At 53.9% G+C, this 24,909-nt stretch carries 16 protein-coding genes; 12 read left to right on the forward strand and 4 right to left on the reverse strand.

Annotated elements, in window-relative coordinates:
* Nucleotides 1-56: 56 nt before the first annotated feature.
* The 3 genes from bcsG to bcsE are packed head-to-tail and all read right to left on the reverse strand — an operon-like array spanning nucleotide 57 to nucleotide 3,480.
* A complete protein-coding gene (gene bcsG / locus AC07UY_RS05430; protein ID WP_494659663.1) occupies nucleotides 57-1,736 on the reverse strand; it encodes a cellulose biosynthesis protein BcsG in 1,680 nt (559 codons plus the stop codon).
* Complete coding sequence (gene bcsF, locus AC07UY_RS05435) at nucleotides 1,733-1,924, reverse strand: cellulose biosynthesis protein BcsF (protein ID WP_192614165.1); 192 nt, start codon at nucleotides 1,922-1,924, stop codon at nucleotides 1,733-1,735. Before bcsF ends, bcsG begins: the two co-directional genes overlap by 4 nt.
* Entirely contained in the window at nucleotides 1,921-3,480 is a 1,560-nt protein-coding gene (bcsE, locus tag AC07UY_RS05440; RefSeq protein ID WP_494659664.1) for a cellulose biosynthesis c-di-GMP-binding protein BcsE, read from the reverse strand. Before bcsE ends, bcsF begins: the two co-directional genes overlap by 4 nt.
* 289 nt (nucleotides 3,481-3,769) lie before the next feature.
* Between bcsE and bcsR the strand changes: the two genes are divergently transcribed.
* From bcsR to AC07UY_RS05485, 9 genes are all read left to right on the forward strand, one after another.
* A complete protein-coding gene (gene bcsR, locus AC07UY_RS05445) occupies nucleotides 3,770-3,958 on the forward strand; it encodes a cellulose biosynthesis protein BcsR (protein WP_162382606.1) in 189 nt (62 codons plus the stop codon).
* A gap of 11 nt (nucleotides 3,959-3,969) precedes the next feature.
* Nucleotides 3,970-4,722: a cellulose biosynthesis protein BcsQ gene (gene bcsQ / locus AC07UY_RS05450; protein WP_494700852.1), complete on the forward strand. Its 753-nt coding sequence runs from the start codon at nucleotides 3,970-3,972 to the stop codon at nucleotides 4,720-4,722.
* Complete coding sequence (gene bcsA / locus AC07UY_RS05455; protein ID WP_494700851.1) at nucleotides 4,719-7,337, forward strand: UDP-forming cellulose synthase catalytic subunit; 2,619 nt, start codon at nucleotides 4,719-4,721, stop codon at nucleotides 7,335-7,337. The genes bcsQ and bcsA overlap by 4 nt, the downstream gene beginning before the upstream one ends.
* Nucleotides 7,338-7,347: 10 nt before the next feature.
* Nucleotides 7,348-9,699 (forward strand): cellulose biosynthesis cyclic di-GMP-binding regulatory protein BcsB, encoded by a 2,352-nt coding sequence (gene bcsB / locus AC07UY_RS05460; RefSeq protein ID WP_494659667.1) that lies wholly within the window; start codon nucleotides 7,348-7,350, stop codon nucleotides 9,697-9,699.
* A gap of 6 nt (nucleotides 9,700-9,705) precedes the next feature.
* Nucleotides 9,706-10,812 carry a cellulose synthase complex periplasmic endoglucanase BcsZ gene (gene bcsZ / locus AC07UY_RS05465; RefSeq protein WP_494659668.1) on the forward strand — a complete coding sequence of 369 codons (1,107 nt, stop codon included), beginning with the start codon at nucleotides 9,706-9,708 and terminating at the stop codon, nucleotides 10,810-10,812.
* Nucleotides 10,794-14,276, forward strand: coding sequence for a cellulose synthase complex outer membrane protein BcsC (bcsC, locus tag AC07UY_RS05470; protein ID WP_494700850.1), 3,483 nt, complete (start codon nucleotides 10,794-10,796; stop codon nucleotides 14,274-14,276). Before bcsZ ends, bcsC begins: the two co-directional genes overlap by 19 nt.
* A gap of 81 nt (nucleotides 14,277-14,357) precedes the next feature.
* A complete protein-coding gene (hmsP, locus tag AC07UY_RS05475; RefSeq protein ID WP_494659670.1) occupies nucleotides 14,358-16,364 on the forward strand; it encodes a biofilm formation regulator HmsP in 2,007 nt (668 codons plus the stop codon).
* A gap of 157 nt (nucleotides 16,365-16,521) precedes the next feature.
* Complete coding sequence (locus tag AC07UY_RS05480) at nucleotides 16,522-17,808, forward strand: dicarboxylate/amino acid:cation symporter (protein WP_203359647.1); 1,287 nt, start codon at nucleotides 16,522-16,524, stop codon at nucleotides 17,806-17,808.
* Nucleotides 17,809-18,031: 223 nt separating this feature from the next.
* Nucleotides 18,032-19,528, forward strand: a complete 1,497-nt coding sequence (locus AC07UY_RS05485) for a M16 family metallopeptidase (protein WP_494659671.1) — start codon at nucleotides 18,032-18,034, stop codon at nucleotides 19,526-19,528.
* A gap of 97 nt (nucleotides 19,529-19,625) precedes the next feature.
* Here the strand turns inward: AC07UY_RS05485 and kdgK are convergent, their stop codons facing one another.
* Nucleotides 19,626-20,555, reverse strand: coding sequence for a 2-dehydro-3-deoxygluconokinase (kdgK, locus tag AC07UY_RS05490; protein WP_203359649.1), 930 nt, complete (start codon nucleotides 20,553-20,555; stop codon nucleotides 19,626-19,628).
* Between the two features lie 232 nt (nucleotides 20,556-20,787).
* Here kdgK and pdeH point away from each other — a divergent pair, with 232 nt between their 5' ends.
* The 3 genes from pdeH (at nucleotide 20,788) to AC07UY_RS05505 (ending at nucleotide 24,855) form a co-directional block, all read left to right on the forward strand.
* Nucleotides 20,788-21,555, forward strand: coding sequence for a cyclic-guanylate-specific phosphodiesterase (gene pdeH / locus AC07UY_RS05495; RefSeq protein ID WP_494700849.1), 768 nt, complete (start codon nucleotides 20,788-20,790; stop codon nucleotides 21,553-21,555).
* A gap of 121 nt (nucleotides 21,556-21,676) precedes the next feature.
* Nucleotides 21,677-23,725: an AsmA family protein gene (locus tag AC07UY_RS05500; protein WP_494700848.1), complete on the forward strand. Its 2,049-nt coding sequence runs from the start codon at nucleotides 21,677-21,679 to the stop codon at nucleotides 23,723-23,725.
* 533 nt (nucleotides 23,726-24,258) lie between these two features.
* On the forward strand, nucleotides 24,259-24,855 hold the full coding sequence (locus AC07UY_RS05505) for a hypothetical protein (RefSeq protein ID WP_203359652.1): 597 nt from the start codon (nucleotides 24,259-24,261) through the stop codon (nucleotides 24,853-24,855).
* The last annotated feature ends 54 nt before the right edge of the window (nucleotides 24,856-24,909 follow it).

Consider the following 24,909-nt stretch of genomic DNA (forward strand, 5'->3'; position numbering starts at 1 on the left):
GATGGCAACATGCGCCCGAACCAGGCCGCAGGGGAGACTCTGCGGCCTTTTTCGGTTTACTGCGGATAAGGGACCCAGTCGCCGCCATTCAGGCGCACATACGGTTTACCCTGATACTGAATGACCACCGCGTTGGCGTTCTCGGAAACCGGTGCGGTCTGCGGCAGTCCACCCGTCAGCTGGTTCCAGTTAACGTTGTCTTCTGTAAACAGCTTCCCGTCAAGCGCGCGCACTACCAGTTCGGAGATCGCCTGGTAGCTGCTCGGCTGGTTTATATCGATCGGCGCACCCTGGTGAGGGGCTTTCATCCCGAAGAATTTCACCGCAGCCGGTACGTTGGTAATGGAAGGGCTCGGGATATCACGCAGACCGGAGACCTGCATTCTGTCGCCCTTCAGCGCGCCGCCGTGTTCCGGCACCATCACTACCATTACTTTACGGCCAGATTTTTCCAGCTCAGTGAAGAAGGCATCCATCTCATCGAACAGTTTTTGGGCGCGAACTTTGTAATCCGCCGTTTTGCTGACGCCAGGGAAGTGGTTTCCGTCGTGCAGCGGCAGGGTGTTGTAGAACGTCGCGCTCCGTGAGTTTTGATCTTTCTCGGTGGTTTCCAGCCAACGATCGAGAACTGCGGTATCGTCATAAACCGGGGAGCCATCAAAGCCCAGAAGGGTGACAGGCAGACCTTTCTGGTCCATAAGCTCGCTCTGCATACCGCCATTCTCACGAACTTCTTTCAGGAAGCCGCCAAACTCGCCGTTATGCCCCATCATCAGGTGTTGTGTGAAACCCAGCTTCGACAAATTATCGAACAGGTAGCAGTCATTACCCGCGGGTTGATACAAGTTCGTATGCGAAGGCTGACCGCAGCTGGCGCGCAGCAGGCGAATTGCCGCCGGGCCGCTGTAAGAGGTCGCGGAGTTAAAGTGTTTGAACAGGATGTCGAAATGCGCCCACAGCGGATGCGACGCCAGTCCTGCGGCTTCAACATCAGACCAGGAGAGCGAACAGATGTTGATCACCAACAGTTCGAACGGTTGAGCATCTGCAGGAAGTGAGCTTGGGAACGTCGTTTTCCGTTTCGCTTCGGCATTGTAGAAGGTATTCAGCCAGGCACTCAGATTCGCAGTGGTTGGCGGTGCCGTCTGGGCCGGAATATCACCCACGACTGGCGTATCGCCCGCAGTGGCTACGGTCGCTGCCGCCGAGCCGCCGGTGGTCGTGACCGTACTGGTGGGTTGATCTGCTGGCCACAGAGAGAAGTTCGGCCCCGCCAGCGTCAGAACGTTAAGCCAAACGAGGATCGCGACGACGAAAACCGTCACCCGAATCCACTGCGACAGGAACAGCCAGGCGATTAACAGAACGAATATCGCGCCAATCATCTGCCAGTTGATAAAACGGGTCACCAGATCAAGCATATAGTCGGCGCTAAATCCGGCAACCTGCGAACCCTGGCTCATAATGCTTTCCGGGCCGGGTAGCCAGGTATCATGCCAGAAAAGCGCAAAACCAATCGGAATAGCAATCCAGTGGCGAATGCGATGCAAACTGTACTTTGGTATTGGCATGAGCAAAAAAGCCATGAATACCAGGTTCTGTAATGGGTGGAAATTGAGATAGCCAGCCCAAAGCAGACCGAATTTCACCAGGAAGTAAAAATTCCAGCCAGAAAGCCCACGCCAGTATTGCCATAACGGCGAAGGTATTGATGAGGATTGAGTATACTGAGTCATTTGTTGTCTGCCTTGACTTTCGAAGCGCGGCGCAAGGTTCCGGCTGGTTTTACATAGCGAGGTTTGGCAAATAAAAGCCGGGCTGTGTCCCGAATACGGCGAAGCGAATGGCGTGCCAGATAGCCCAGCGGGAAGAAAATCAGTGCGCAGAAGACAATGATTTGAATGATATCATTGATATTCATCATGATGTTCGCTCCACGGCATCATCCTGCAGTCGCAATGGTTTCGGAATACGCCGCCAGACTCGCCCATCGTGTTCAGCGTTCAGTACGGGGTTCGGCCCTTGTGTTAGCGGCAGCGGTTTGCCCCACATCTCTGGCGACAGTAAGCGCATTTGCACCAGTTCGGCGCTGATCAGGCTGTCTTCGAACCAGACCATACGGTTGGAGAAAATATCGCCTGTCGGCAGCGGGAAAATATGGTTCAACGCGGTGTCCAAATCATTAACCCGGCAGAACGACAGAAACAGCACCAGACGGTTGCCGCCAATGGTCATGATGTCGCCGGTGCGGTTGGGACGGCATAATGTGAGTGCCTGCTCGACACGGATGCCAGGCACCGGTCGCAACGCCACCATGACCCCTTTCCCATCTGCGGGAAGCAGCGTATTGGCCATCATGTTATGCACTGCTTCGCAGAAGACATCCCATTTTTGAAAGCCACGCAGTTTTAGCGGTTGTGTCATGGAGAGAAGCGTGGTGATGTCTTCCGGTACGTAGCGGCTAAATTGTTGCCCCTGAACGCTTTCAATTAACGTCAGGCAGCGGGAGAGCGGCGCGTTCCACGGAACGACCATGTTGGCGCCGCAGCCTAATAACAGACGTTCGTCGGTGGCGCGTAAACTGGCGGTGTTTTCCCGCACAATGATTTTCAGCGCGCTGCCTCGCTGGCGACGCAGGGTATGGATGCTGCGCGCCATCGGTTCAATCTGGCTATTCTGGGCCAGAGAGAAAATGATTGTCGCCGCCTGAGCGGTACGCGCTTCGTTGAATAAGGTTTCGTTATTGTCGAAAAGCATCCAGTGCTCAGAGAGCGGAGGAGCGCCTTCGAGTACGGCAACGTTGCTGAGGATCCGTTTTTCATCGCTACGAGGCTGGATCGCCGCTTCTTCCTGCTGAGCCAGTTCCCAGCGATTATTCTGATGGCGCAAAGTGAGTTGCTGACGTGCGCTGACCCCTTTTTCATTGCACCAGTATGCGATATCGAACAGATGCTGATCGCCCTGAAAACGTAAACTGGCGAGACCGAAAAGTGAGCGATATTCTCCCATCAACAATGATGACTGTTTGTCATTATTGCTCCCAGGGTTAATGACCAGCAGTGAACAGTGATGGCGTTGGGTCCATTTATTCATTTTTTCCAGCCACTGACGCAACCGCTCGGAGGATATATTTTGCCACGCGTTATTTGCGCAAATAAGGATAAAAAGATAATGAGTGGGTTGGAGGGAACAAAGTAAATCGCGGGGCAAGGAGAATAGTCCCTTTTCAGAGTTCGGCATGGAAAATAACTGAATTTTTTCCGGGCCGTGAGCCTCATCTAATTTGACCGATTTTTCCTGATCGTTCCCCATGCAAATGACCGCGACTTTCGCGTTGCCCGTTTGAGACGCAATCGTTTGATTCACCATGCTGAGGGCGTCTTCATTGCGATCAGCGTTAAGCCACCAGACACCGCCGGCTGGCATATGGCGCAGTTCATCCCATAATGATGAGATACCGATAGAAAATACGGGGTCCACAGTGTCCCTCTTGTCACTATTTTATCTGCTTATCAGTTTACTAGCGAAAGCACAGAAATAAACCTAACATTGAAATTAAAACGCATCAGATTTAGCATGTAAATCCATCCGTCAGGCAGGAAGCCTTGCGACATCGGTCTCTGAGTTTTCATTTTCATTATAAATTGCGCACCAGGAAGTTCAAAAAATGAACAATTCTCTGTGCTGAAGATTAACGATGGGAAGGGACGGAATGCTGCCAGAAAAATGTCTGAAGCGTGGCGAGTATATTCAAAAGGGATAAATCAGAATGTATAACAATGAACCAGGTACTCAGTCTGATTCAGCTTTGGGCTATACCTTCCAAAATGATTTTCTGGCCTTAAGTCAGGCATTTTCGCTGCCTGAAATAGATTACACCGATATTTCCCAACGCGAGCAGCTCTCTGCGGCGATTAAACGCTGGCCGTTGCTGGCTGAATTTGCGCAACAACAATAAGGGAGCCGTGGATGGCTATTCTGGGATTGCAGGGCGTGCGCGGTGGTGTGGGTACCACGTCGATCACTTCGGCACTCGCCTGGGCGTTGCAGATATTAGGGGAAAACGTACTTGTCGTGGATGCCAGTCCCGATAATTTGTTGCGCCTGTCATTCAACGTGGACTTTGTTCATCGTGAAGGGTGGGCGAGGGCGATACTGGATAACCGCGACTGGCGTGATGCCGGAATGCGCTACACCTCGCAACTCGACCTGTTGCCATTTGGTCAACTGAGTGCGCAAGAGCGTGAAAACCCTCAGGAGTGGCAGGATAGACTGGGCGGTGTTTGCGAGGGGATCTCCGCGCTGAAAGAGAGCGGACGCTATTCATGGATTTTGCTGGACCTGCCCTCTGACACCTCACCGGTAACCCGCCAGTGGGTGAATCTTTGCGATCATACGCTGGCCGTAGTGAAAGCAGACACCAACTGCCATATCCGTCTTCACCAGCAGGCGCTGCCTACCGGCGCGCATATTCTGATTAATGACTTACGTATTGGCAGCCAGTTGCAGGATGACCTGTATCAGATTTGGCTGCAAAGTCAGCGTCGTCTGCTGCCGATGATTATTCATCGGGATGAAGCGATGGCGGAGTGCATGGCGTCGAAGCAGCCGCTGGGAGAATATCGCAGTGATTCGCTGGCGGCAGAAGAGATCCTGACACTGGCAAACTGGTGTCTGTTGCATTATGCCGATCATAAAACGTCTGTCGGGAGCCCATCATGAGTCTCCTGTCCCGGTGGTTGCTCATTCCGCCGGTTAGCGCGCGCCTGAGCGAGCGTTATCAGGGGTATCGTCGTCATGGCGCGTCGTGTTTCAGCGCCGCGATGGGCTGTTTTTGGGTGATTCTGGCATGGGTGTTTATTCCGCTTGAACATCCGCGCTGGCAGCGTATTCGCGGTCAGCATAAAGCGCTGTATCCGCATATTAACGCCACCCGCCCGCGCCCTTTGGATCCTGCCCGCTACGCCATTCAAACGCTCTGGCTGATGGCAACCTCACAGCGAAAAGAAAATAAACAACCGCGCTGGCGGTCCTTTGCCCGTTTCCAGGGTGTACGTGGCCGCTATCATCAATGGATGGATGCGTTACCTGAGCGTGTGAGTCAACGCACTCACCACCTGGACTCGCAGAAAGAGTTGGGGCATCTCAGTACTGGGGCGCGTCGATTCATTCTCGGCATTATCGTGACGTTTTCGCTGATTTTAGCGGTGATTTGTATTACCCAGCCGTTTAACCCGCTATCGCAGTTTATCTTCCTGATGCTGTTGTGGGGGGTAGCGTTGTGGGTGCGCCGACTGCCGGGACGTTTCTCGGCTCTAATGCTGATTGTGCTGTCGCTGACGGTGTCTTGCCGTTATATCTGGTGGCGCTACACCTCGACGCTGAACTGGGATGACCCGGTGAGTCTGGTCTGCGGTCTCGTTTTACTGTTTGCTGAAACCTACGCCTGGATCGTACTGGTGCTGGGTTACTTCCAGGTGATTTGGCCGCTTAATCGTCAACCTGTCCCGCTGCCAAAAGATATGGCGCAATGGCCGACCGTCGATATCTTTGTGCCTACATACAACGAAGATCTCAGCGTCGTGAAAAACACCATTTATGCGTCACTGGGTATCGACTGGCCAAAAGATAAGGTGACGATCTGGATTCTGGATGATGGCGGGCGAGAAGAGTTCCGCCAGTTTGCTCAGACCGTCGGGGTGCAATACATCGCCCGTACCACTCATGAACACGCGAAAGCCGGGAACATTAACAACGCACTGAAGTATGCGAAGGGCGAGTTTGTGTCGATCTTTGACTGTGACCACGTGCCGACGCGCTCATTCCTGCAAATGACGATGGGCTGGTTCCTCAAAGAGAAACAGCTCGCGATGATGCAGACGCCGCACCATTTCTTCTCGCCGGACCCGTTTGAACGCAACCTGGGACGTTTTCGCAAAACGCCGAACGAAGGGACGCTGTTCTATGGGCTGGTACAGGATGGCAACGATATGTGGGATGCCACTTTCTTCTGCGGTTCGTGCGCGGTGATCCGCCGTAAACCGTTAGATGAGATTGGCGGCATCGCGGTAGAAACTGTGACCGAAGACGCCCATACTTCGCTGCGTTTACACCGCCGTGGTTATACCTCTGCGTATATGCGTATTCCGCAGGCGGCAGGGTTGGCGACAGAAAGTCTGTCGGCGCATATCGGGCAGCGTATTCGTTGGGCGCGTGGGATGGTGCAAATCTTCCGTCTGGACAATCCGCTCACCGGTAAAGGCTTAAAACTGGCGCAACGGTTGTGCTATGTGAACGCCATGTTCCACTTTTTGTCCGGTATTCCCCGGCTTATCTTCCTCACGGCGCCGCTGGCCTTCTTGCTGTTACACGCCTATATCATCTATGCCCCTGCGCTGATGATTGCGTTGTTCGTGTTGCCGCACATGGTCCACGCCAGCTTGACCAACTCGAAGATTCAGGGGAAATACCGCCACTCGTTCTGGAGTGAAATCTACGAAACGGTGCTGGCCTGGTATATCGCCCCGCCGACGATGGTGGCGTTGATCAACCCGCACAAAGGGAAGTTTAACGTAACGGCAAAAGGCGGGTTGGTCGAAGAAGAGTACGTGGACTGGGTTATCTCCCGGCCTTATATCTTCCTGGTCTTGCTCAACCTGTTGGGCGTAGCGGTAGGCGTCTGGCGTTACTACTACGGCCCTGAAAACGAAATACTCACCGTGATCGTCAGCCTGGTATGGGTTTTCTACAACCTGATTATTCTCGGCGGCGCGGTGGCCGTCTCCGTGGAGAGCAAACAGGTCCGACGGGCGCATCGTGTTGAAATCTCAATGCCTGCCGCGATTGCCCGTGAAGATGGTCATCTGTTCTCGTGCACCGTACATGACTTCTCCGACGGCGGTCTGGGGATCAAGATCAACGGGCGGGCGCAGGTGCTGGAAGGGCAGAAGGTGAATTTATTGCTCAAACGCGGCCAGCAGGAATATGTCTTCCCAACGCAGGTCGTGCGCGTGCTGGGTAATGAAGTGGGGCTGCAACTGATGCCATTGACCACGAAACAACATATTGATTTTGTACAGTGCACGTTCGCCCGGGCAGACACCTGGGCGCTTTGGCAGGACAGCTTCCCGGAAGATAAACCTCTGGAAAGCCTGTTGGATATTCTGAAGCTGGGCTTCCGTGGTTATCGGCACCTCGCCGAGTTTGCCCCGTCTTCCGTCAAAGTAATTTTCCGGTCTCTGACGACGCTGATTTCCTGGATTGTGTCGTTTATTCCACGTCGCCCAGAGCGGGGCGTGGCGGTACAACAGCCGGATCAGGTTATGGCTCAACAATGATGATAACGCGATGAAAAGAAAACTTTCCTGGATTTGTGCAGTGGCAATAGGGATGAGCGCTTTCCCTGCTTTCATGACGCAGGCGACGCCTGCAATGCAACCACTGGTAAATGCTGAGCCAGAAGAGGCGCCAGCTGTGCCTGCGCCGGCAGATGAAAATCAGCCTGTCGGGCAGGTGATGCCGGGTGTGGCAGGGGCAAACGCGCCTATAGTCGCGCAGAATGCGCCTTCCCGTGACGTGAAGCTCACCTTTGCGCAAATTGCGCCGCCGCCGGGCAGCATGGTTCTGCGCGGCGTCAATCCGAACGGGGGGATTGAGTTCGGGATGCGTAGCGATGAAGTGGTTTCGAAAGCGGTGTTGAACCTCGAATACACCCCTTCGCCGTCGCTGTTCCCGATACAGTCTCAGCTAAAGGTTTACCTGAACGATGAATTGATGGGTGTATTGCCTATCACCAAAGAGCAACTGGGTAAAAAAACGCTGGCCCAGATGCCGATCAACCCGTTGTTTATCACCGATTTTAACCGGGTGCGTCTGGAGTTTGTCGGGCACTACCGTGATGTCTGCGAAAACCCGGCCAGCAGCACGTTGTGGCTGGATGTCGGTCGCAGCAGCGCACTAAATCTGACCTACCAGACGCTGCCGGTAAACAACGATCTCTCGCACTTCCCGATCCCGTTCTTTGACCCGCGAGATAATCGTCCTGTTACCTTGCCAATGGTATTTGCACAATCACCGGACCGGGAACTGCAACAGGCGGCGTCGATCGTCTCTTCCTGGTTTGGTTCGCGTTCGGGCTGGCGCGGCCAGCAATTCCCGGTGATGTATAACAAACTGCCGGATCGTAATGCGATTGTCTTTGCCACTAACGACAAACGTCCTGACTTCCTGCGCGAGCATCCGGCGGTGAAAGCGCCGGTTATCGAGATGATGAACCATCCGGATAACCCGTATGTGAAACTGCTGGTGGTCTTTGGCCGTGATGACAAAGACCTGTTACAGGCAGCGAAAGGGATCGCTCAGGGGAATATTCTGTTCCGTGGCGATAGCGTAGTGGTCAATGAAGTGAAACCGCTGCTGGCTCGTCAGCCCTATGACGCGCCGAACTGGGTACGTACTGACCGCGCGGTGACCTTTGGTGAGCTGAAAACCTATGAGGAGCAGTTACAGTCAACGGGGCTGGAGCCTGCGCCGATCAACATGTCGCTGAACCTGCCGCCGGATCTTTATCTGTTACGCAGTACCGGTATTGATATGAACCTCAACTACCGTTACACCACGCCGCCGCAGAAAGACAGTTCGCGGATGGATATCAGCCTGAATAACCAGTTCCTGCAAGCGTTTAGTCTGAACAGCGCGCAGGAAAGCAATCGCCTGTTGCTGCGTCTGCCAGTCCTGCAAGGGCTGCTGGACGGCAAAACGGATGTCGCGATCCCGGCGTTGAAACTGGGTGCGATGAACCAGCTGCGCTTTGACTTCCAGTATATGAACCCGATGCCGGGGGGATCGGTTGATAATTGCGTCACTTTCCAGCCGGTACAGAACCATGTCGTGATCAGCGACGATTCCACTATCGACTTCTCGAAGTATTACCACTTTATCGCGATGCCGGACCTGCGTGCTTTCGCGAATGCGGGTTTCCCGTTCAGCCGTATGGCTGACCTGTCCGAAACCATCATGGTCATGCCGAAAACCCCGAACGAAGCGCAGATGGAAACGCTGCTGGATGTGACCGGGACGATAGGGGCGCAAACAGGATTCCCGTCCATTAACCTGAACATCACCGACGATAGCAGCCAGATTCAGGGCAAAGACGTTGACATCATGTTAATCGGCAGCATCCCCGATAAGCTGAAAGATGATAAGCGAATCGATCTGCTGGTGCAGGCGACGCAGAGCTGGGTAAACACCCCGACGCGCCAGACTGCATTCCCGAGCATTATGCCGGATATGGCCGATCGCGCGGCGGATGTGCGTACGACCCTGACCTCCTCTGGCCCTATGGCGGCCGTGGTGGGCTTCCAGTCGCCGTTTAACGATCAGCGAAGTGTGATTGCGTTGTTGGCCGATAGCCCACGCGGTTATACGTTACTGAACGAAGCGATGAACGACAGCGGAAAACGGGCGGCGATGTTTGGTTCTGTTTCAGTGATTCGTGAGTCCGGTGTTAACAGCCTGCGGGTAGGGGATGTTTACTACGTCGGGCATTTACCGTGGTTTGAACGTCTGTGGTATGCCCTGTCGAATCACCCGGTACTGCTGGCCATTCTGGCGGCGGTGAGTGTCGTGCTTCTGGCCTGGGTGCTGTGGCGTCTGCTGCGTATCATTAGCCGCCGCCGTCTTGATCCGGACAATGAGTAATTAACGATGAACGCGCTTCGTGGATGGACGTTAACGGTGTTAATGGTGGCCGCCGTGAATGTGCAGGCAGCCTGCACATGGCCTGCCTGGACACAGTTCAAAAAAGATTACATCAGCCAGCAAGGGCGGGTAATCGATCCCAGTGATGCGCGTAAAATCTCCACCTCGGAAGGGCAAAGTTACGCGTTGTTCTTTGCCCTCGCCGCGAATGACCGCCCGGCGTTTGATCTTCTGCTGGACTGGACGCAGAACAACCTGGCGCAAGGTGCTTTGCAGGAGCATCTACCTGCCTGGCTCTGGGGGCAAAAAGACCCGAAAACGTGGAGCGTACTAGACAGTAACTCCGCGTCTGACGCCGATGTCTGGATTGCCTGGTCTTTACTGGAAGCTGGCAGACTGTGGAAAGCGCCGCGCTATACCGACATCGGCACTGCGCTGTTAAAACGGATTGCCCGTGAGGAAGTGGTCACCGTGCCGGGGCTGGGCTCCATGCTGTTGCCAGGTAAAGTGGGTTTCGCGGAAACGGCAAGCTGGCGTTTTAATCCCAGCTATTTACCGCCGCAACTGGCGCAGTACTTTACCCGTTTTGGCGCACCGTGGACCACTCTGCGCGAAACCAATTTTCGTTTGCTGCTGGAAACGGCCCCGAAAGGCTTTTCGCCGGACTGGGTGCGTTATGAGAAAAACAAAGGCTGGCAGTTGAAGCCGGAAAAAACGCTGGTCAGCAGCTACGATGCCATTCGCGTCTATATGTGGGCGGGCATGCTGCATGATGGCGACCCGCAAAAAGCGCGTCTGCTCGCGCGATTTAAACCGATGGCTACCCTGACAACAAAAAACGGCCTTCCGCCGGAGAAAGTGGACGTCGCCAGCGGCAAAGCGCAGGGCAATGGCCCGGTAGGCTTCTCTGCCGCTATGCTGCCTTTCCTGCAAAACCGCGATGCGACAGCGGTGCAGCGACAGCGTGTGACCGACGACTTTCCTGGCAGCGATGCCTATTACAGCTACGTGCTGACCCTTTTTGGACAAGGCTGGGATCAGCATCGTTTTCGCTTCACCCTTCGTGGTGAGTTACTACCTGACTGGGGCCAGGAATGCGCAAGTTCACACTAAGTTTACTCAGTATATCGCTCGGCCTGACGTTAATGCCGATGGTTCATGCTGCGCCTTCCGCGCAACAGCAACTGCTGGAGCAGGTGCGGCTCGGCGAAGCCTCGCACCGTGAAGATCTGGTGCGCCAGTCTTTGTACCGTCTGGAACTGATGAACCCGAATAGTCCGGACGTGATTGCCGCCCGTTTTCGCTATTTACTGCGTCAGGGCGATATCGCAGGGGCACAGAAGCAGCTCGACCGACTCTCCCAGTTAGCGCCGAGTTCCACCGCGTATAAATCGTCCCGCACGACCATGCTGCTCTCCACGCCGGAGGGAAGACAGTCCTTGCAGGAGGCGCGCCTGCAGGCCACCACCGGGCATCCGGAAGAAGCGATTGCCGCTTACGATAAGCTGTTCAAGGGAAATCCGCCGGACGGTGAACTGGCCGTCGAATACTGGACGACGGTGGCGAAATTACCCGCGCGGCGCAATGACGCCATTAATCAGCTCAAAAAAATCAATGCCAGCAACCCGGGCAACAACGGTTTACAAAACTCACTGGCGCAGTTGATGTTTGACAGCGGACGGCGCGAAGAAGGGTTTGCGGTATTAGAACAGATGGCGAAATCCAGCAGTGGACGCAACGCGGCGGCGGATATCTGGTATAAGCAGATCAAAGATTTACCGGTGAGTGAATCCAGCGTGCAGGCACTGCAAAAGTACCTGACGGTGTTCAGCGAAGGCGACAGCGTCAATGCGGCGCGCGGTAAGCTGAATGATCAACAAAAACAGCTGGCCGATCCCGCTTTCAGAGCAAGAGCCCAGGGGATGGCCGCAGTTGACGCCGGACAAGGCGGCAAAGCAGTGACGGAATTACAGCAGGCGGTCAGCGCAAACCATAACGACAGCGAAGCCGTTGGCGCGCTGGGTCAGGCCTATTCACAGCGTGGCGATCGCGCGCGCGCCGTGGTGCAATTTCAGAAAGCCCTTGAGATGGACCCGCAAAGCAGCAGCCGTGATAAGTGGGAAAGCCTGCTCAAAGTCAACCGTTACTGGCTGTCAATTCAGCAGGGTGACGCCGCCCTGAAAGCCAATAATCCAGACCAGGCAGAGCGTCTTTATCAGCAGGCGAGAAACATTGATAACGCCGACAGCTATGCGGTGTTGGGGCTGGGTGATGTGGCGATGGCGCGTAAAGATTACGCCGCCGCCGAACGGTACTATCAACAAACGCTGCGCATGGACAGCAGCAACAGCAACGCGGTGCGCGGGTTAGCGAATATTTATCGGCAGCAATCCCCGGAGAAAGCCTCGGCATTTATCGCCTCGCTCTCCACCAGCCAGCGTCGCAGTATTGATGACATTGAGCGCAGCCTGGAAAACGATCGCCTGGCGCAGCAAGCAGAAGCGCTGGAAAATCAGGGGAGCTGGGCACAAGCCGCTGAACTTCACCGTCGCCGACTGGCAATGGATCCGGGCAGCGTCTGGATCACTTATCGTTTATCACGCGATTTATGGAGCGCCGGGCAGCGCAGTCAGGCCGATGCGCAAATGAGCGCGCTGGCGCGCCAGAAGCCCAATGACCCGGAACAGGTTTACGCCTACGGACTTTACCTCTCCGGTAACGATCAGGATCGTGCGGCTATGGCGCATATTAACAGCCTGCCGCGCAGTCAATGGAACAGCAACATTCAGGAACTGGCAGACCGGTTGCAAAGCAATCAGGTGCTGGAAACCGCTAATCGTCTGCGTGACAGCGGCAAAGAGCGGGAAGCGGAAGAGTTACTCCGACAGCAACCCGCCTCCACACGTATTGATTTAACGCTTGCCGACTGGGCGCAGCAGCGCCGGGAATACACAACCGCACGCGCGGCGTATGAGGCGGTTCTGGCTCGCGAGCCGAATAATGTTGATGCCCGTCTTGGTTTGACGGAAGTCTATCTCGCTCAGGGGGATAAAGCGGCGGCACGCGCCGAACTGGCAAAACTGCCGGCGACTGGAGCTGGAGAAACGTCGTCCATCAATATGCAGCGTCGTATCGCGCTGGCGCAGATGCAGTTGGGCGACACTGCGAGCGCGCAGCAGACGTTCAATAAAATTGTACCGCAGGCGAAATCGCAGCCGCCGTCAATGGAAAATGCGATGGTGCTGCGTGACGCTGCCGCGATTCAGGCGCAGGCGGGCGAACCAGAGCAGGCGCTCGACACCTACAAAGATGCGATGGTCGCTGCGGGGATCACGCCAACACGTCCCGAGGATAACGATACATTTACCCGTTTGACGCGCAACGATGAGAAAGACGACTGGCTGAAACGCGGCGTACGTAGCGATGCGGCGGATTTATATCGTCAGCAGGATCTTAACGTCACCCTTGAGCATGATTACTGGGGATCGAGCGGCACCGGCGGGTATTCTGACCTGAAAGCGCACACCACCATGCTGCATGTGGATGCGCCGTATTCCGACGGACGCATGTTCTTTCGTACCGATATGGTCAACGTGAACGTGGGTAGCTTCTCTGATGATGCTAACGGGCAATACGATGACAACTGGGGCACGTGTACCTTGTCCGACTGTAGCGGCAGCCGCAGTCAGTCGGATCGTGGCGCCAGCGTCGCCGTGGGTTGGGCGAATGACACCTGGAGCTGGGATATTGGCACCACGCCAATGGGCTTCCAGGTTGTTGATGTCGTGGGCGGCGTGAGTTACAGCAACGACATCGGTCCGTTGGGATACACCCTTAACGCGCACCGTCGTCCTATCTCCAGTTCCCTGCTGGCCTTTGGCGGGCAGAAAGATGCGCCAAGTAATACCAACAAAACATGGGGCGGTGTCCGTGCGGATGGGGGCGGAGTCAGCCTCAGCTATGACAAAGGCGAAGCGAACGGCGTCTGGGCATCGCTGACTGGCGATCAGCTCACCGGGCAGAATGTGGAAGACAACTGGCGCGTGCGCTGGATGACCGGTTACTACTACAAGATCATTAACGAGAATAATCGTCGTGTCACCATCGGTCTGAACAACATGATTTGGCACTACGACAAAGACCTGAGCGGATACTCGCTGGGTCAGGGCGGTTACTACAGCCCGCAAGAGTATCTCTCATTCGCCGTACCGGTGATGTGGCGCCAACGCACAGAGCACTGGTCGTGGGAGCTGGGCGGTTCCGTGTCATGGTCGCATTCGCGCACCAAGACCATGCCGCGTTACCCGCTGATCAATTTGATCCCAGAAGATTTTCAAGATGAAGCCCGCACCCAGACCAACGATGGCGGTAGCAGTCAGGGCTTTGGCTACACGGCGCGGGCGCTGATTGAACGTCGCGTCACCTCTAACTGGTTTATCGGAACGGCGATAGATATTCAGGAGGCGAAGGACTACACCCCGAGCCATTTCTTGTTGTATGCGCGGTACTCTGCCGCAGGCTGGCAGGGCGATATGGATTTGCCGCCACAGCCGCTGGTGCCTTACGCCGACTGGTAAGTTTTCAGATACCGCCTCTCTTAATGCCGTCACGATCGGGTATACTCTGGCGGCTTTTAAAGATATCCCTGGAGAGTCAATTTGCGCGTCAGTCGCTCGTTAACAATTAAGCAGATGGCAATGGTTGCGGCTGTTGTCATGGTGTTCGTTTTTATTTTTTGCACCGTTTTGCTGTTTCATCTGGTACAGCAGAACCGCTATAACACGGCTACGCAACTGGAAAGCATCGCTCGTTCTGTTCGGGAACCTTTGTCTGCGGCAATACTCAAGGGCGATATCCCCGAAGCGGAATCTATTCTTGTCAGTATTAGACCTGCCGGGGTGGTCAGTCGCGCCGATGTCGTATTGCCTAATCAGTTTCAGGCGCTGCGCATCAGCTTTATTCCCGAGCGCCCAGTGCCGGTCATGATCACGCGCCTGTTCGAGCTGCCGGTACAGATTTCGCTGCCGGTTTATTCGCTTGAACGCCCGGCAAACCCGCAGCCGCTGGCGTATCTGGTGCTCCAGGCCGACTCGTTCCGCATGTATAAGTTTGTCATGAGTACCGTCTCCACGTTAGTGACCATTTACTTACTTTTGTCGCTGGTGCTCACGGTGGCCATCTCCTGGTGTGTGAACCGCCTGATTTTGCACCCGCTGCGTAACATTGCGCGTGAGCTCAATAACGTTTCGCAAGAAGACCTGATTGGGCATCAGTTGACGCTGCCGCGCCTGCATCAGGATGATGAAATTGGCATGCTGGTGCGCAGTTACAACCTGAACCAGCAGATTTTGCTGCGTTACAACGAAGAACAAACGGACAACGCGATGCGTTTTCCGGTTTCAGAGTTGCCGAATAAAGCGTTCTTGATGGGGATGCTGGAGCAGGTGGTGGCGCGCCAACAGACGACGGCATTGATGATCGTGACGTGCGAAACACTGCGGGATACCGCTGGCGTGCTTAAAGAGACGCAGCGGGAAATCCTGCTGCTGACGCTGGTGGAAAAGATGAAATCCGTGCTGGCGCCGAGAATGGTGCTCACCCAGGTGAGCGGTTACGACTTTGCGATCATCGCGCACGGCGTCAAAGAGCCGTGGCATGCGATAACATTAGGTCAGCAAGTGCTCACTATCATTAATGAGCGACTGCCGATCGAAAGCATACAACTGCGCCCCAGCTGTAGCATTGGTGTTGCGATGTTTTATGGCGATCTGAGCGCGGAACAGCTGTACGGTCGCGCGGTGTCCGCCGCCTTTACCGCGCGGCGAAAAGGCAAAAATCAAATTCAGTTCTTTGATCCGAAACAGATGGAGCTGGCGCAGCAACGCCTGACTGAAGAGAGCGATATTCTTAGCGCGCTGGATAATCACCAGTTCTCCATTTGGTTACAGCCGCAGGTGGAGATGTCCAGTGGCAAGGTGCTGAGCGCAGAAGCGTTGTTGCGTATGCAGCAGCCGGATGGAAGCTGGGAACTGCCTGAAGGGTTGATTGAACGCATTGAATCCTGTGGCCTGATGGTGACGGTCGGCCATTGGGTGCTGGAAGAGTCCTGTCGTCAGCTTTCGGCCTGGCAAGAGCGCGGTCAGATGATGCCGCTTTCCGTGAATCTCTCCGCGTTGCAGCTTATGCACCCGAGTATGGTGTCGGATCTGCTGGAGTTGTTAAACCGTTACCGCATTGAGCCGGGCACATTGATTCTGGAAGTGACAGAAAGCCGCCGGATTGACGACCCTCATGCCGCAGTGGCGATCTTACGCCCATTACGTAACGCAGGCGTCCGTATTGCGCTGGACGATTTTGGTATGGGATACGCGGGGTTACGCCAGCTACAACACATGAAGTCGCTGCCGGTCGATGTGCTCAAAATCGATAAAATGTTTGTTGAAGGGCTACCGGAAGATAACAGCATGGTTACCGCAATTATCCTGATGGCGCGTAGCCTCAATTTACAGATGATTGCAGAAGGCGTGGAGACGGAAGCGCAGCGTGACTGGCTGGCAAAAGCGGGTGTCGAAGTGGCGCAAGGTTTCTTATTTGCCCGTCCTGTTCCTGCTGAAGTGTTTGAAGATCGTTACCTGAAAGACGTATCGCCTGATTACAAAAGTTAAAAAAGGTCGGGCTTGTGCGAGCCAGTTCAAACTTTTTAACATTTTTGTTTCAATTATGATCCAGGTACATTTCTGTCATGTTGTCGGGGTGTTATTTTAAGGCCGCAGGTCAATCATAACCTTACAAGGCCTGTGGTTTTTACTTCAAGGACACCCTATGAAAACCTCTCTGTTCAAAAGCCTTTACTTTCAGGTCCTGACAGCAATCGCCATTGGTATACTCCTTGGCCATTACTACCCTGAATTAGGCGCTCAAATGAAACCGCTTGGCGACGCGTTCGTTAAGCTCATTAAGATGGTCATCGCTCCTGTCATCTTCTGTACTGTCGTGACCGGCATTGCAGGCATGGAAAGTATGAAAGCCGTTGGCCGCACAGGTGCGGTTGCGCTGCTGTACTTTGAAGTCGTCAGTACTATCGCGCTGATCATCGGCCTCATCATTGTTAACGTGGTGCAACCTGGCGCCGGGATGAACGTCGATCCGGCAACTCTGGATGCCAAAGCTGTCGCGATTTACGCTGAGCAGGCGAAGGACCAGGGGATCGTGGGCTTCCTGATGGATATCATCCCAGGTAGCGTTATCGGTGCATTTGCCAGCGGTAACATCCTGCAGGTCTTGCTGTTTGCCGTGATGTTCGGTTTTGCTCTCCATCGCCTGGGCAGCAAAGGACAGATGATTTTCAACGTGATTGAAAGCTTCTCGCAGGTCATCTTCGGCATCATCAATATGATCATGCGTCTGGCGCCTATCGGTGCGTTTGGCGCGATGGCCTTTACCATCGGCAAATACGGCGTGGGGTCGCTGGTGCAGTTAGGGCAGTTGATCATCTGCTTCTATATCACCTGTATCCTGTTCGTGGTGGTTGTACTGGGTGGGATCGCCCGTGCAACCGGCTTCAGCATTTTCAAATTTATTCGCTACATCCGTGAAGAGCTGCTGATTGTACTGGGGACCTCTTCTTCCGAGTCTGCGTTGCCGCGTATGCTCGACAAGATGGAAAAACTGGGCTGTCGGAAGTCGGTCGTCGGGTTGGTTATTCCAACCGGCTATTCATTCAACCTGGATGGCACATCCATCTATCTGACCATGGCGGCGGTGTTTATCGCGCAGGCGACGAACAGCCATATGGATATTTTCCATCAGATAACGCTATTGGTGGTGTTGCTGCTCTCCTCGAAAGGGGCCGCAGGGGTTACCGGAAGTGGCTTTATCGTTCTGGCTGCCACCATCTCCGCCGTCGGGCATTTACCGGTTGCGGGTCTGGCGCTGATCCTCGGTATTGACCGCTTTATGTCTGAAGCTCGTGCGTTGACCAACCTGGTCGGTAACGGCGTGGCGACAGTCGTGGTCGCCAAATGGGTGAAAGAACTGGACCACAAAAAACTCGACGATGTGCTGAATAATCGTGCGCCGGAAGGCAAATCGCACGAAATATCCTCTTAATCTCGCCTCTAATGCCCGCAGTCCCTTCCAGGACTGCGGGTGTTTGCGCATAATTGACCCCTGCACCAGAATCGCCTTATCGGGCGGCTTCGGTTTTTTTACACTTCATCCGTGACATTTCCATGTTCTTGCGGTCTAACACGAAGTGTTTTTAACGTCATATTCAGATAAGCCTTTTTCAGGATTGTCTTTTTATTACCAGGATTGTTGATCAGGGGTTCACATGCAGGGCACAAAAATTCGACTTTTAGCAGGCGGTTTGCTGGTGATGGCCACTGCCGGCTATGTGCAGGCTGATGCGCTCCAGCCCGATCCAGCATGGCAACAGGGGACGCTGGCAAATGGTTTACAGTGGCAAGTGTTAGCCACTCCGCAGCGCCCCAGCGACCGAATTGAGGTTCGCCTGCTGGTCAATACCGGTTCTCTCGCTGAGAGCACACAACAGAGCGGTTTCAGCCATGCTATCCCGCGTATTGCGCTGACGCAAAGCGGCGGCCTGGAGGCCGCGCAAGCACGTTCACTTTGGCAGCAGGGGTTTGATCCTAAACGCCCGATGCCGCCAGTTATCGTTTCCTACGATTCCACGCTGTATAACCTCAGCTTGCCGAATAGCCGTAACGATCTGCTTAAAGAAGCACTCTCTTACCTGGCCACTGTCTCAGGTAACCTAACGATCACGCCGGAAACGGTGAATTACGCGCTGAGCAGCGAAGATATGGTCACGACCTGGCCGATGGACACCAAAGAAGGGTGGTGGCGCTATCGTCTGAAAGGGTCGGCATTGTTAGGCCATGACCCCGCAGACCCGCTGAAACAGCCGGTCGATGCGGCGAAAATTGAAGATTTCTACCAGAAATGGTACACCCCGGACGCGATGACGCTGATTATTGTCGGCAACGTTGATGCGCGTTCGGTTGCAGAGCAAATCAATAAAACCTTTGGCGAATTAAAAGGTAAGCGTGAAACACCTGCGCCAGTACCGACCCTTTCACCGTTACGTGCGGAAGCGGTCAGTATCATGACGGATGCCGTACGCCAGGATCGTCTTTCCATTATGTGGGACACGCCGTGGCAACCTATCCGCGAATCTTCCGCATTGCTGCGCTACTGGCGTGCTGATTTAGCCCGTGAAGCGCTGTTCTGGCATGTTCAGCAAACGTTGAGCAAGAACAACGCGAAAATTGGTCTGGGCTTCGACTGCCGGGTACTGTTCCTGCGCGCCCAGTGCGCGATCAACATCGAGTCAGCCAACGACAGGCTGAATGCGAATCTGGGGATGGTGGCGCGTGAGCTGGCGAAAGTTCGCAACGATGGCCTGCCGGAAGAGGAATTTAACGCGCTGGTGGCGCAAAAGAGTCTGGAATTGCAGAAGCTGTTTGCGACCTACGCGCGTACCGATACTGACATCCTGATTAGCCAACGCATGCGTTCGCTGCAAAATCAGGTGGTGGATATCGCCCCTGAGCAGTATCAGAAACTACGCCAGGACTTCCTCAACAGCCTCACTGTTGAAATGCTGAATCAGGATCTTCGTCAGCAGTTATCGCAGGATATGGCACTGATTCTGCTGCAACCGAAAGGCGAGCCAGAGTTCAACATGAAGGATTTACAGGCAACATGGGATCAAATCATGGCACCTGTAGCCTCAGCGGCAGCCACGACCAGCGTAGAAATGGATGAGTCGCATCCTGAAGTGACCGATATCCCGGCGGCACAGTAGGCAGGATAAGGCGTTAACGCTGCCATCCGGCGATGGTGTGATGCCTGATGGCGTTACACTTATCAGGCCTACGCTCTTGTAGGCCTGATAATGAGCATTACTGAGGCATTGCGTCGCGTGGGATGATTGCCCCGCGATGCTGGATGACGGTGCTGGCGGTCAGATGTCCGCGTTTTGCTGCATCAACCGCAGTGCCGCCAGTCAAACGCACAGCCAGATAGCCTGCGCTGAAAGAGTCGCCCGCAGCGGTAGTGTCAATCACCTTCTCTTTCGGCAGTTTCACCGCTGCGACGTCAATCAGTTCTTCACCTTGAATTGAGACCAGGCAAGAGTCCGCACCGCGTTTTACCACCACTTCCTGTACGCCCGCCGCATGGGTGCGTGCAAACACGTCCTCAACCGGTTTTACACCCCACAGCGCGTCTTCATCATCCAGCGTCAGGAAGGCGATGTCGGTGCATTCCAGCATTTGCTGGTACACCTGCTGCGTCTCTTCAATACTTGCCCACAGGCGAGGACGGTAGTTGTTGTCAAAAATGACTTTTCCGCCGTTGGCGCGACACTCGCGCAGCAGGGTCAATAACTTCTCGCGGCTGGTTGGACTCAGGATTGCAAGACTGATGCCGCTCAGATACAGGTAATCGAATGTCGCCAGCTCCTCGCAGATCGCGGCAGACTGCTCGCTCTCCAGCCAGAATTTCGCGGCGGCTTCATTACGCCAGTAGTAGAACGTGCGCTCGCCAGTGCTGTCGGTCTCAATGTAGTAGAGACCCGGCAGACGGTTCTCCATGCGTTGCGTCAGGGAGGTGTCGACGTTTTCACCCTGCCAGGAATCCAGCATTTGCTGGCTGAAATTATCAGTGCCCAGCGCTGTGACATAGTGAACGGATAATGCCGCAGAATCGACCTGGCGGGCGATATAAACGGATGTATTCAACGTGTCGCCACCGAATCCGCGCTGAACATCGGCGCCTTTCTGTGACAGCTCAATCATGCATTCGCCAATCACGGCAATCTTTTTGGACATAGTCGTGAACCTGCTCTGAAAATAATAGCGGTAGTGTGCGCTGTGGGTGTTTAGTGGTCAACCATATTAAAACAACGTTCCATTATTTTTTTGAGCCAACGCGTATTCTGTGATGATTTTTTGACGATCTGTTTTTTATTTTGCAAGGGACTGAACATAAAGTTCTCCGCTTAAGCGCCGATAACCTTTGACGAGTCCGGGCAGTCACACTCTCACACACAGGACATCTGAGATGATAAAGCAGGTTATCCAGCAGCTAAGCATTCCTGATGCAAGCATCGAAAGCTTGCAGGAGCGGCGCTTTTGGCTGCAGTGCGAGCGGGCTTATACCTACCAACCGATTTATCAGACCAGCGGGCGATTGATGGCTGTTGAACTGCTGACGGTGGTGACACATCCTGATAATCCCGCCCAACGTCTGGCCCCGGATCGCTATTTTGCCGAAGTGACGGTGCGACACCGTATCGATGTTGTCAAAGAGCAACTCGCTCTTCTGGAAAAGAATGAACGATTTTTCAGGCATCATGACTTACTGGCCTCGGTGAACGTCGATGGCCCAACGCTTATCGCCATGCGCCAACAGAGCGATATCCTGCATACGATTGAACGTATGCCCTGGCTGCGCTTCGAGCTGGTAGAGCACATTCGCCTGCCAAAAGATTCATCGTTCGCCTCAATGTGCGAGTTTGGCCCGCTCTGGCTGGATGACTTTGGGACTGGAATGGCAAACTTCTCCGCGCTCAGTGAAGTGCGTTACGACTACATAAAAGTCGCCAGGGATCTGTTTGTTATGCTGCGGCAAACCCCAGAGGGGCGAAATCTGTTCACTTTGCTGCTGCAACTGATGAACCGTTATTGCCGTGGTGTCATTGTCGAAGGCGTTGAAACACTGGAAGAGTGGCGTGATGTGCAGAACTCGCCAGCGTTTGCCGCGCAGGGCTATTTCTTGTCGCGCCCGGTCGCGCTGGACACCCTCGAAGAGGTGATTTTGACGCTGTAATACTGGGCTGTCTCCCGTAATGTCGCGTGGCTGACGCGGTATTCCCGGACACTGCCTGCCTCCTTTTTCGCCTGCTGGACTATCTTTAGGACAGGCAAGGAAAGAAGCGAGGACGTAACCTATGACGAAAGCAGGCAAAATAACGGCTGCAATATCAGGGACTTTCTTGTTGTTGATCGCAGTACTCATCATTCTGATCGCGACATTTGACTGGAATCGCCTCAAACCGACCATCAACCAGAAAGTCTCTACCGAACTCAATCGACCCTTCGCCATACAGGGCGACCTCGGGGTGGTGTGGGAACGCCAGCCGCAGGAAACGGGTTGGCGTAGCTGGATTCCGTGGCCGCACGTCCACGCAGAAGACATTATTCTCGGTAATCCGCCGGATATCCCGGATGTCACCATGGTGCACCTGCCGCGCGTTGAAGCCACGCTGGCGCCTCTGGCGTTATTGACCAAAACCGTCTGGCTTCCGTGGATCAAACTGGTGAAACCGGATGCACGCCTCATTCGCCTGTCTGAACAAAACAATAACTGGACGTTTAATGTAGCGGGCGACGATCGCAGCGATCCGTCTGCACCGCCGTCGGGCTGGTCTTTCCGGCTGGATAATATTCTGTTTGATCAAGGCCGTGTCGCGATCAACGACCAGGTGAGCAAGGCTGACGTCGAGATCCTGGTCGATCCGCTGGGTAAACCACTGCCCTTTAGCGAAGTGACGGGCGCGAAGGATAACAACAACACCGCCAGGGTTGGGGATTATGTTTTTGGCCTGAAGGTGCGGGGACGCTACAACGGTGAGCCGCTTACAGGAACTGGCAAAATTGGCGGTATGCTGGCCTTACGCAGCGAAGGCACGCCGTTCCCGGTGCAGGCCGACTTTCGTTCGGGCAACACCCGCGTGGCGTTGGTGGGCGTAGTGAACGATCCTGGCAGGATGGGCGGAGTCGATCTTCAGCTCAAATTTTCCGGTGATTCGCTGGGCGAATTATACGACCTGACAGGCGTACTGCTGCCCGACACCCCGCCGTTTGAAACGGACGGGCGTCTGGTGGCGAAAATCGACGCGGAGAAATCCTCTGTCTTTGATTATCGCAACTTTAACGGGCGGATTGGCGACAGCGATATTCATGGCTCGCTGACCTATACCACTGGCAAGCCGCGACCAAAACTGGAAGGCGATGTGGAATCGCGCCAGCTTCGGCTGGCCGATCTCGGCCCGTTGATTGGCGTGGACTCCGGCAAGGGGAGCCGAACTGAACAACGCAAAGGTGAGCAAGACCTTCAGCCTGCGGGCAAAGTCCTGCCTTATGACCGTTTTGAAACCGATAAATGGGATGTGATGGATGCCGATGTGCGTTTTAAGGGGCGACGCATTGAGCACGGTAGCAGCCTGCCGATTCGCGATCTTTCCACACACATCATCCTGAAGAACGCCGATTTGCGCCTGCAGCCGCTGAAATTTGGTCTGGCGGGCGGCAGCATCGTCTCCAACATTCATCTGGAAGGGGACAAGAAACCCATGCAGGGGCGGGCGGAAATCCAGGCGCGTCGTCTCAAGCTCAAGGCGCTGATGCCTGACGTGGAATTAATGCAAAAAACTCTGGGCGAGATGAACGGGGATGCCCAGATTCGTGGCAGCGGGAACTCCATCGCGGCGCTGTTAGGCAACAGTAATGGCAATCTGAAACTGTTGATGAACGACGGTCTGGTCAGCCGGAATCTGATGGAAATTGTTGGATTGAACGTAGGTAACTTTATTGTTGGGCAAATATTTGGCGATGACGAAGTGCGAGTGAATTGCGCGGCGGCGAATCTCGACATTACCAATGGCGTAGCACGCCCACAACTCTTTGCTTTTGATACGGAAAATGCAGTGATTAACGTCACCGGAACGGCCAGTTTTGCCTCTGAACAACTTGATTTAACCATTGATCCGGAGAGTAAAGGGATTCGTATCATTACCCTGCGTTCACCGCTGTACGTGCGTGGGACGTTCAAGAATCCACAGGCGGGCGTGAAGGCTGGCGCATTGATAGCACGAGGTGCGGTTGCCGCGGCGCTGGCAACCTTAGTGACCCCCGCTGCCGCGCTGCTGGCGCTGATTTCGCCTTCCGAAGGCGATGCTAATCAGTGCCGGACGATTCTGTCGCAGATGAAGAAGTAGATAAGGGCTAAACAGGCCGTCATATAACCAGGCCTGTTTTCGTTCCAGGAATTTTTTGGGATATCGACAGGAACCTGTGAATGTTTAGATATTTATTTCGCAAAATGCTGTTAATGATATTTTTAATATCTTAGCAATATCGCTGTCTACCATATGATAATTTATCAGAGAAAGAATTATTAATGTGTAAAACAAAAGGGTTGATCGTCAGACGCATAATAAGAAAAGTTTAGGTGTACCAGAAAATATGCGTTCACCTTTCTTCGTAAGGCGATGATCATATCTGTCGGAAGATGCAATAGGGTTTTAGTGGTTTTTGGAATAGCAAATTCATTCTAATTTACTATGTATCAGCCGTTGTTTTAACTCTATAGATTAACCAGGCACGCAATTTCTTAAGCGTGGGATACAATTATTTTATTAAATATCAGTGTATTGAAAATGGAATGTGTGTTTGTGGCCTCAGGTTCATAAGCAGATGATAAGGCTACTTATGAACACCTCCGGGAAAATCTGTGACTGGAGATACGTCAATGACAGACCAACACGACAGTTTTCTTAAAGATGAATACTTAAAGCTGCAGGATCAATATGAAGATTATGACCGAAGAGCCTTGCTTATAAAAGGCTGGATAGGTGCAGGATCTATTGCCGGGTTTGCGTTAGGAACCAATGGCGATAAACCCATCACCTTTCTGACACTTTTTTCAATTGCACTGATCGCCTGTTGCTTTTGGTATCTTGAAGCTAAATGGAAAACATTCCAGTACGCTATCGCGAGTCGTATCAGAGTTATTGAAGCGCATTTTCGAAAAGACCCTGATATTTTATTTAAAAACCCCGCACCATTTCAGATTTATAATTGGTGGTTTAAGTCCTATGCAAAGAATAACCCTATTTATAAGTATGAACGATATTATAAGCCGGTAAGCCGTCTTGTTCGCTTAAAAAAGGCCGCCTTTCAGGATTTTGTTCATTTGCCCTATTCCCTCATTATTGCACTGTGCCTGTTAATGGGGTTAATTAACCTGTTTTCCGGTAAGCCAGCACCTTCGCCATGTAAGCCTGTCGTGGTGGTCGCGCAAACATTAACCCCGAACTCCAGCGTTGTGTGCGTACCTGGCTCATAATTCAGAGATAATGTTGCCCCTGGACGATAGCGTCCCGGGGCAACATGTCGCGTA

The sequence above is a fragment of the Citrobacter sp. GW821-FHT02E08 genome, assembly GCF_059421685.1.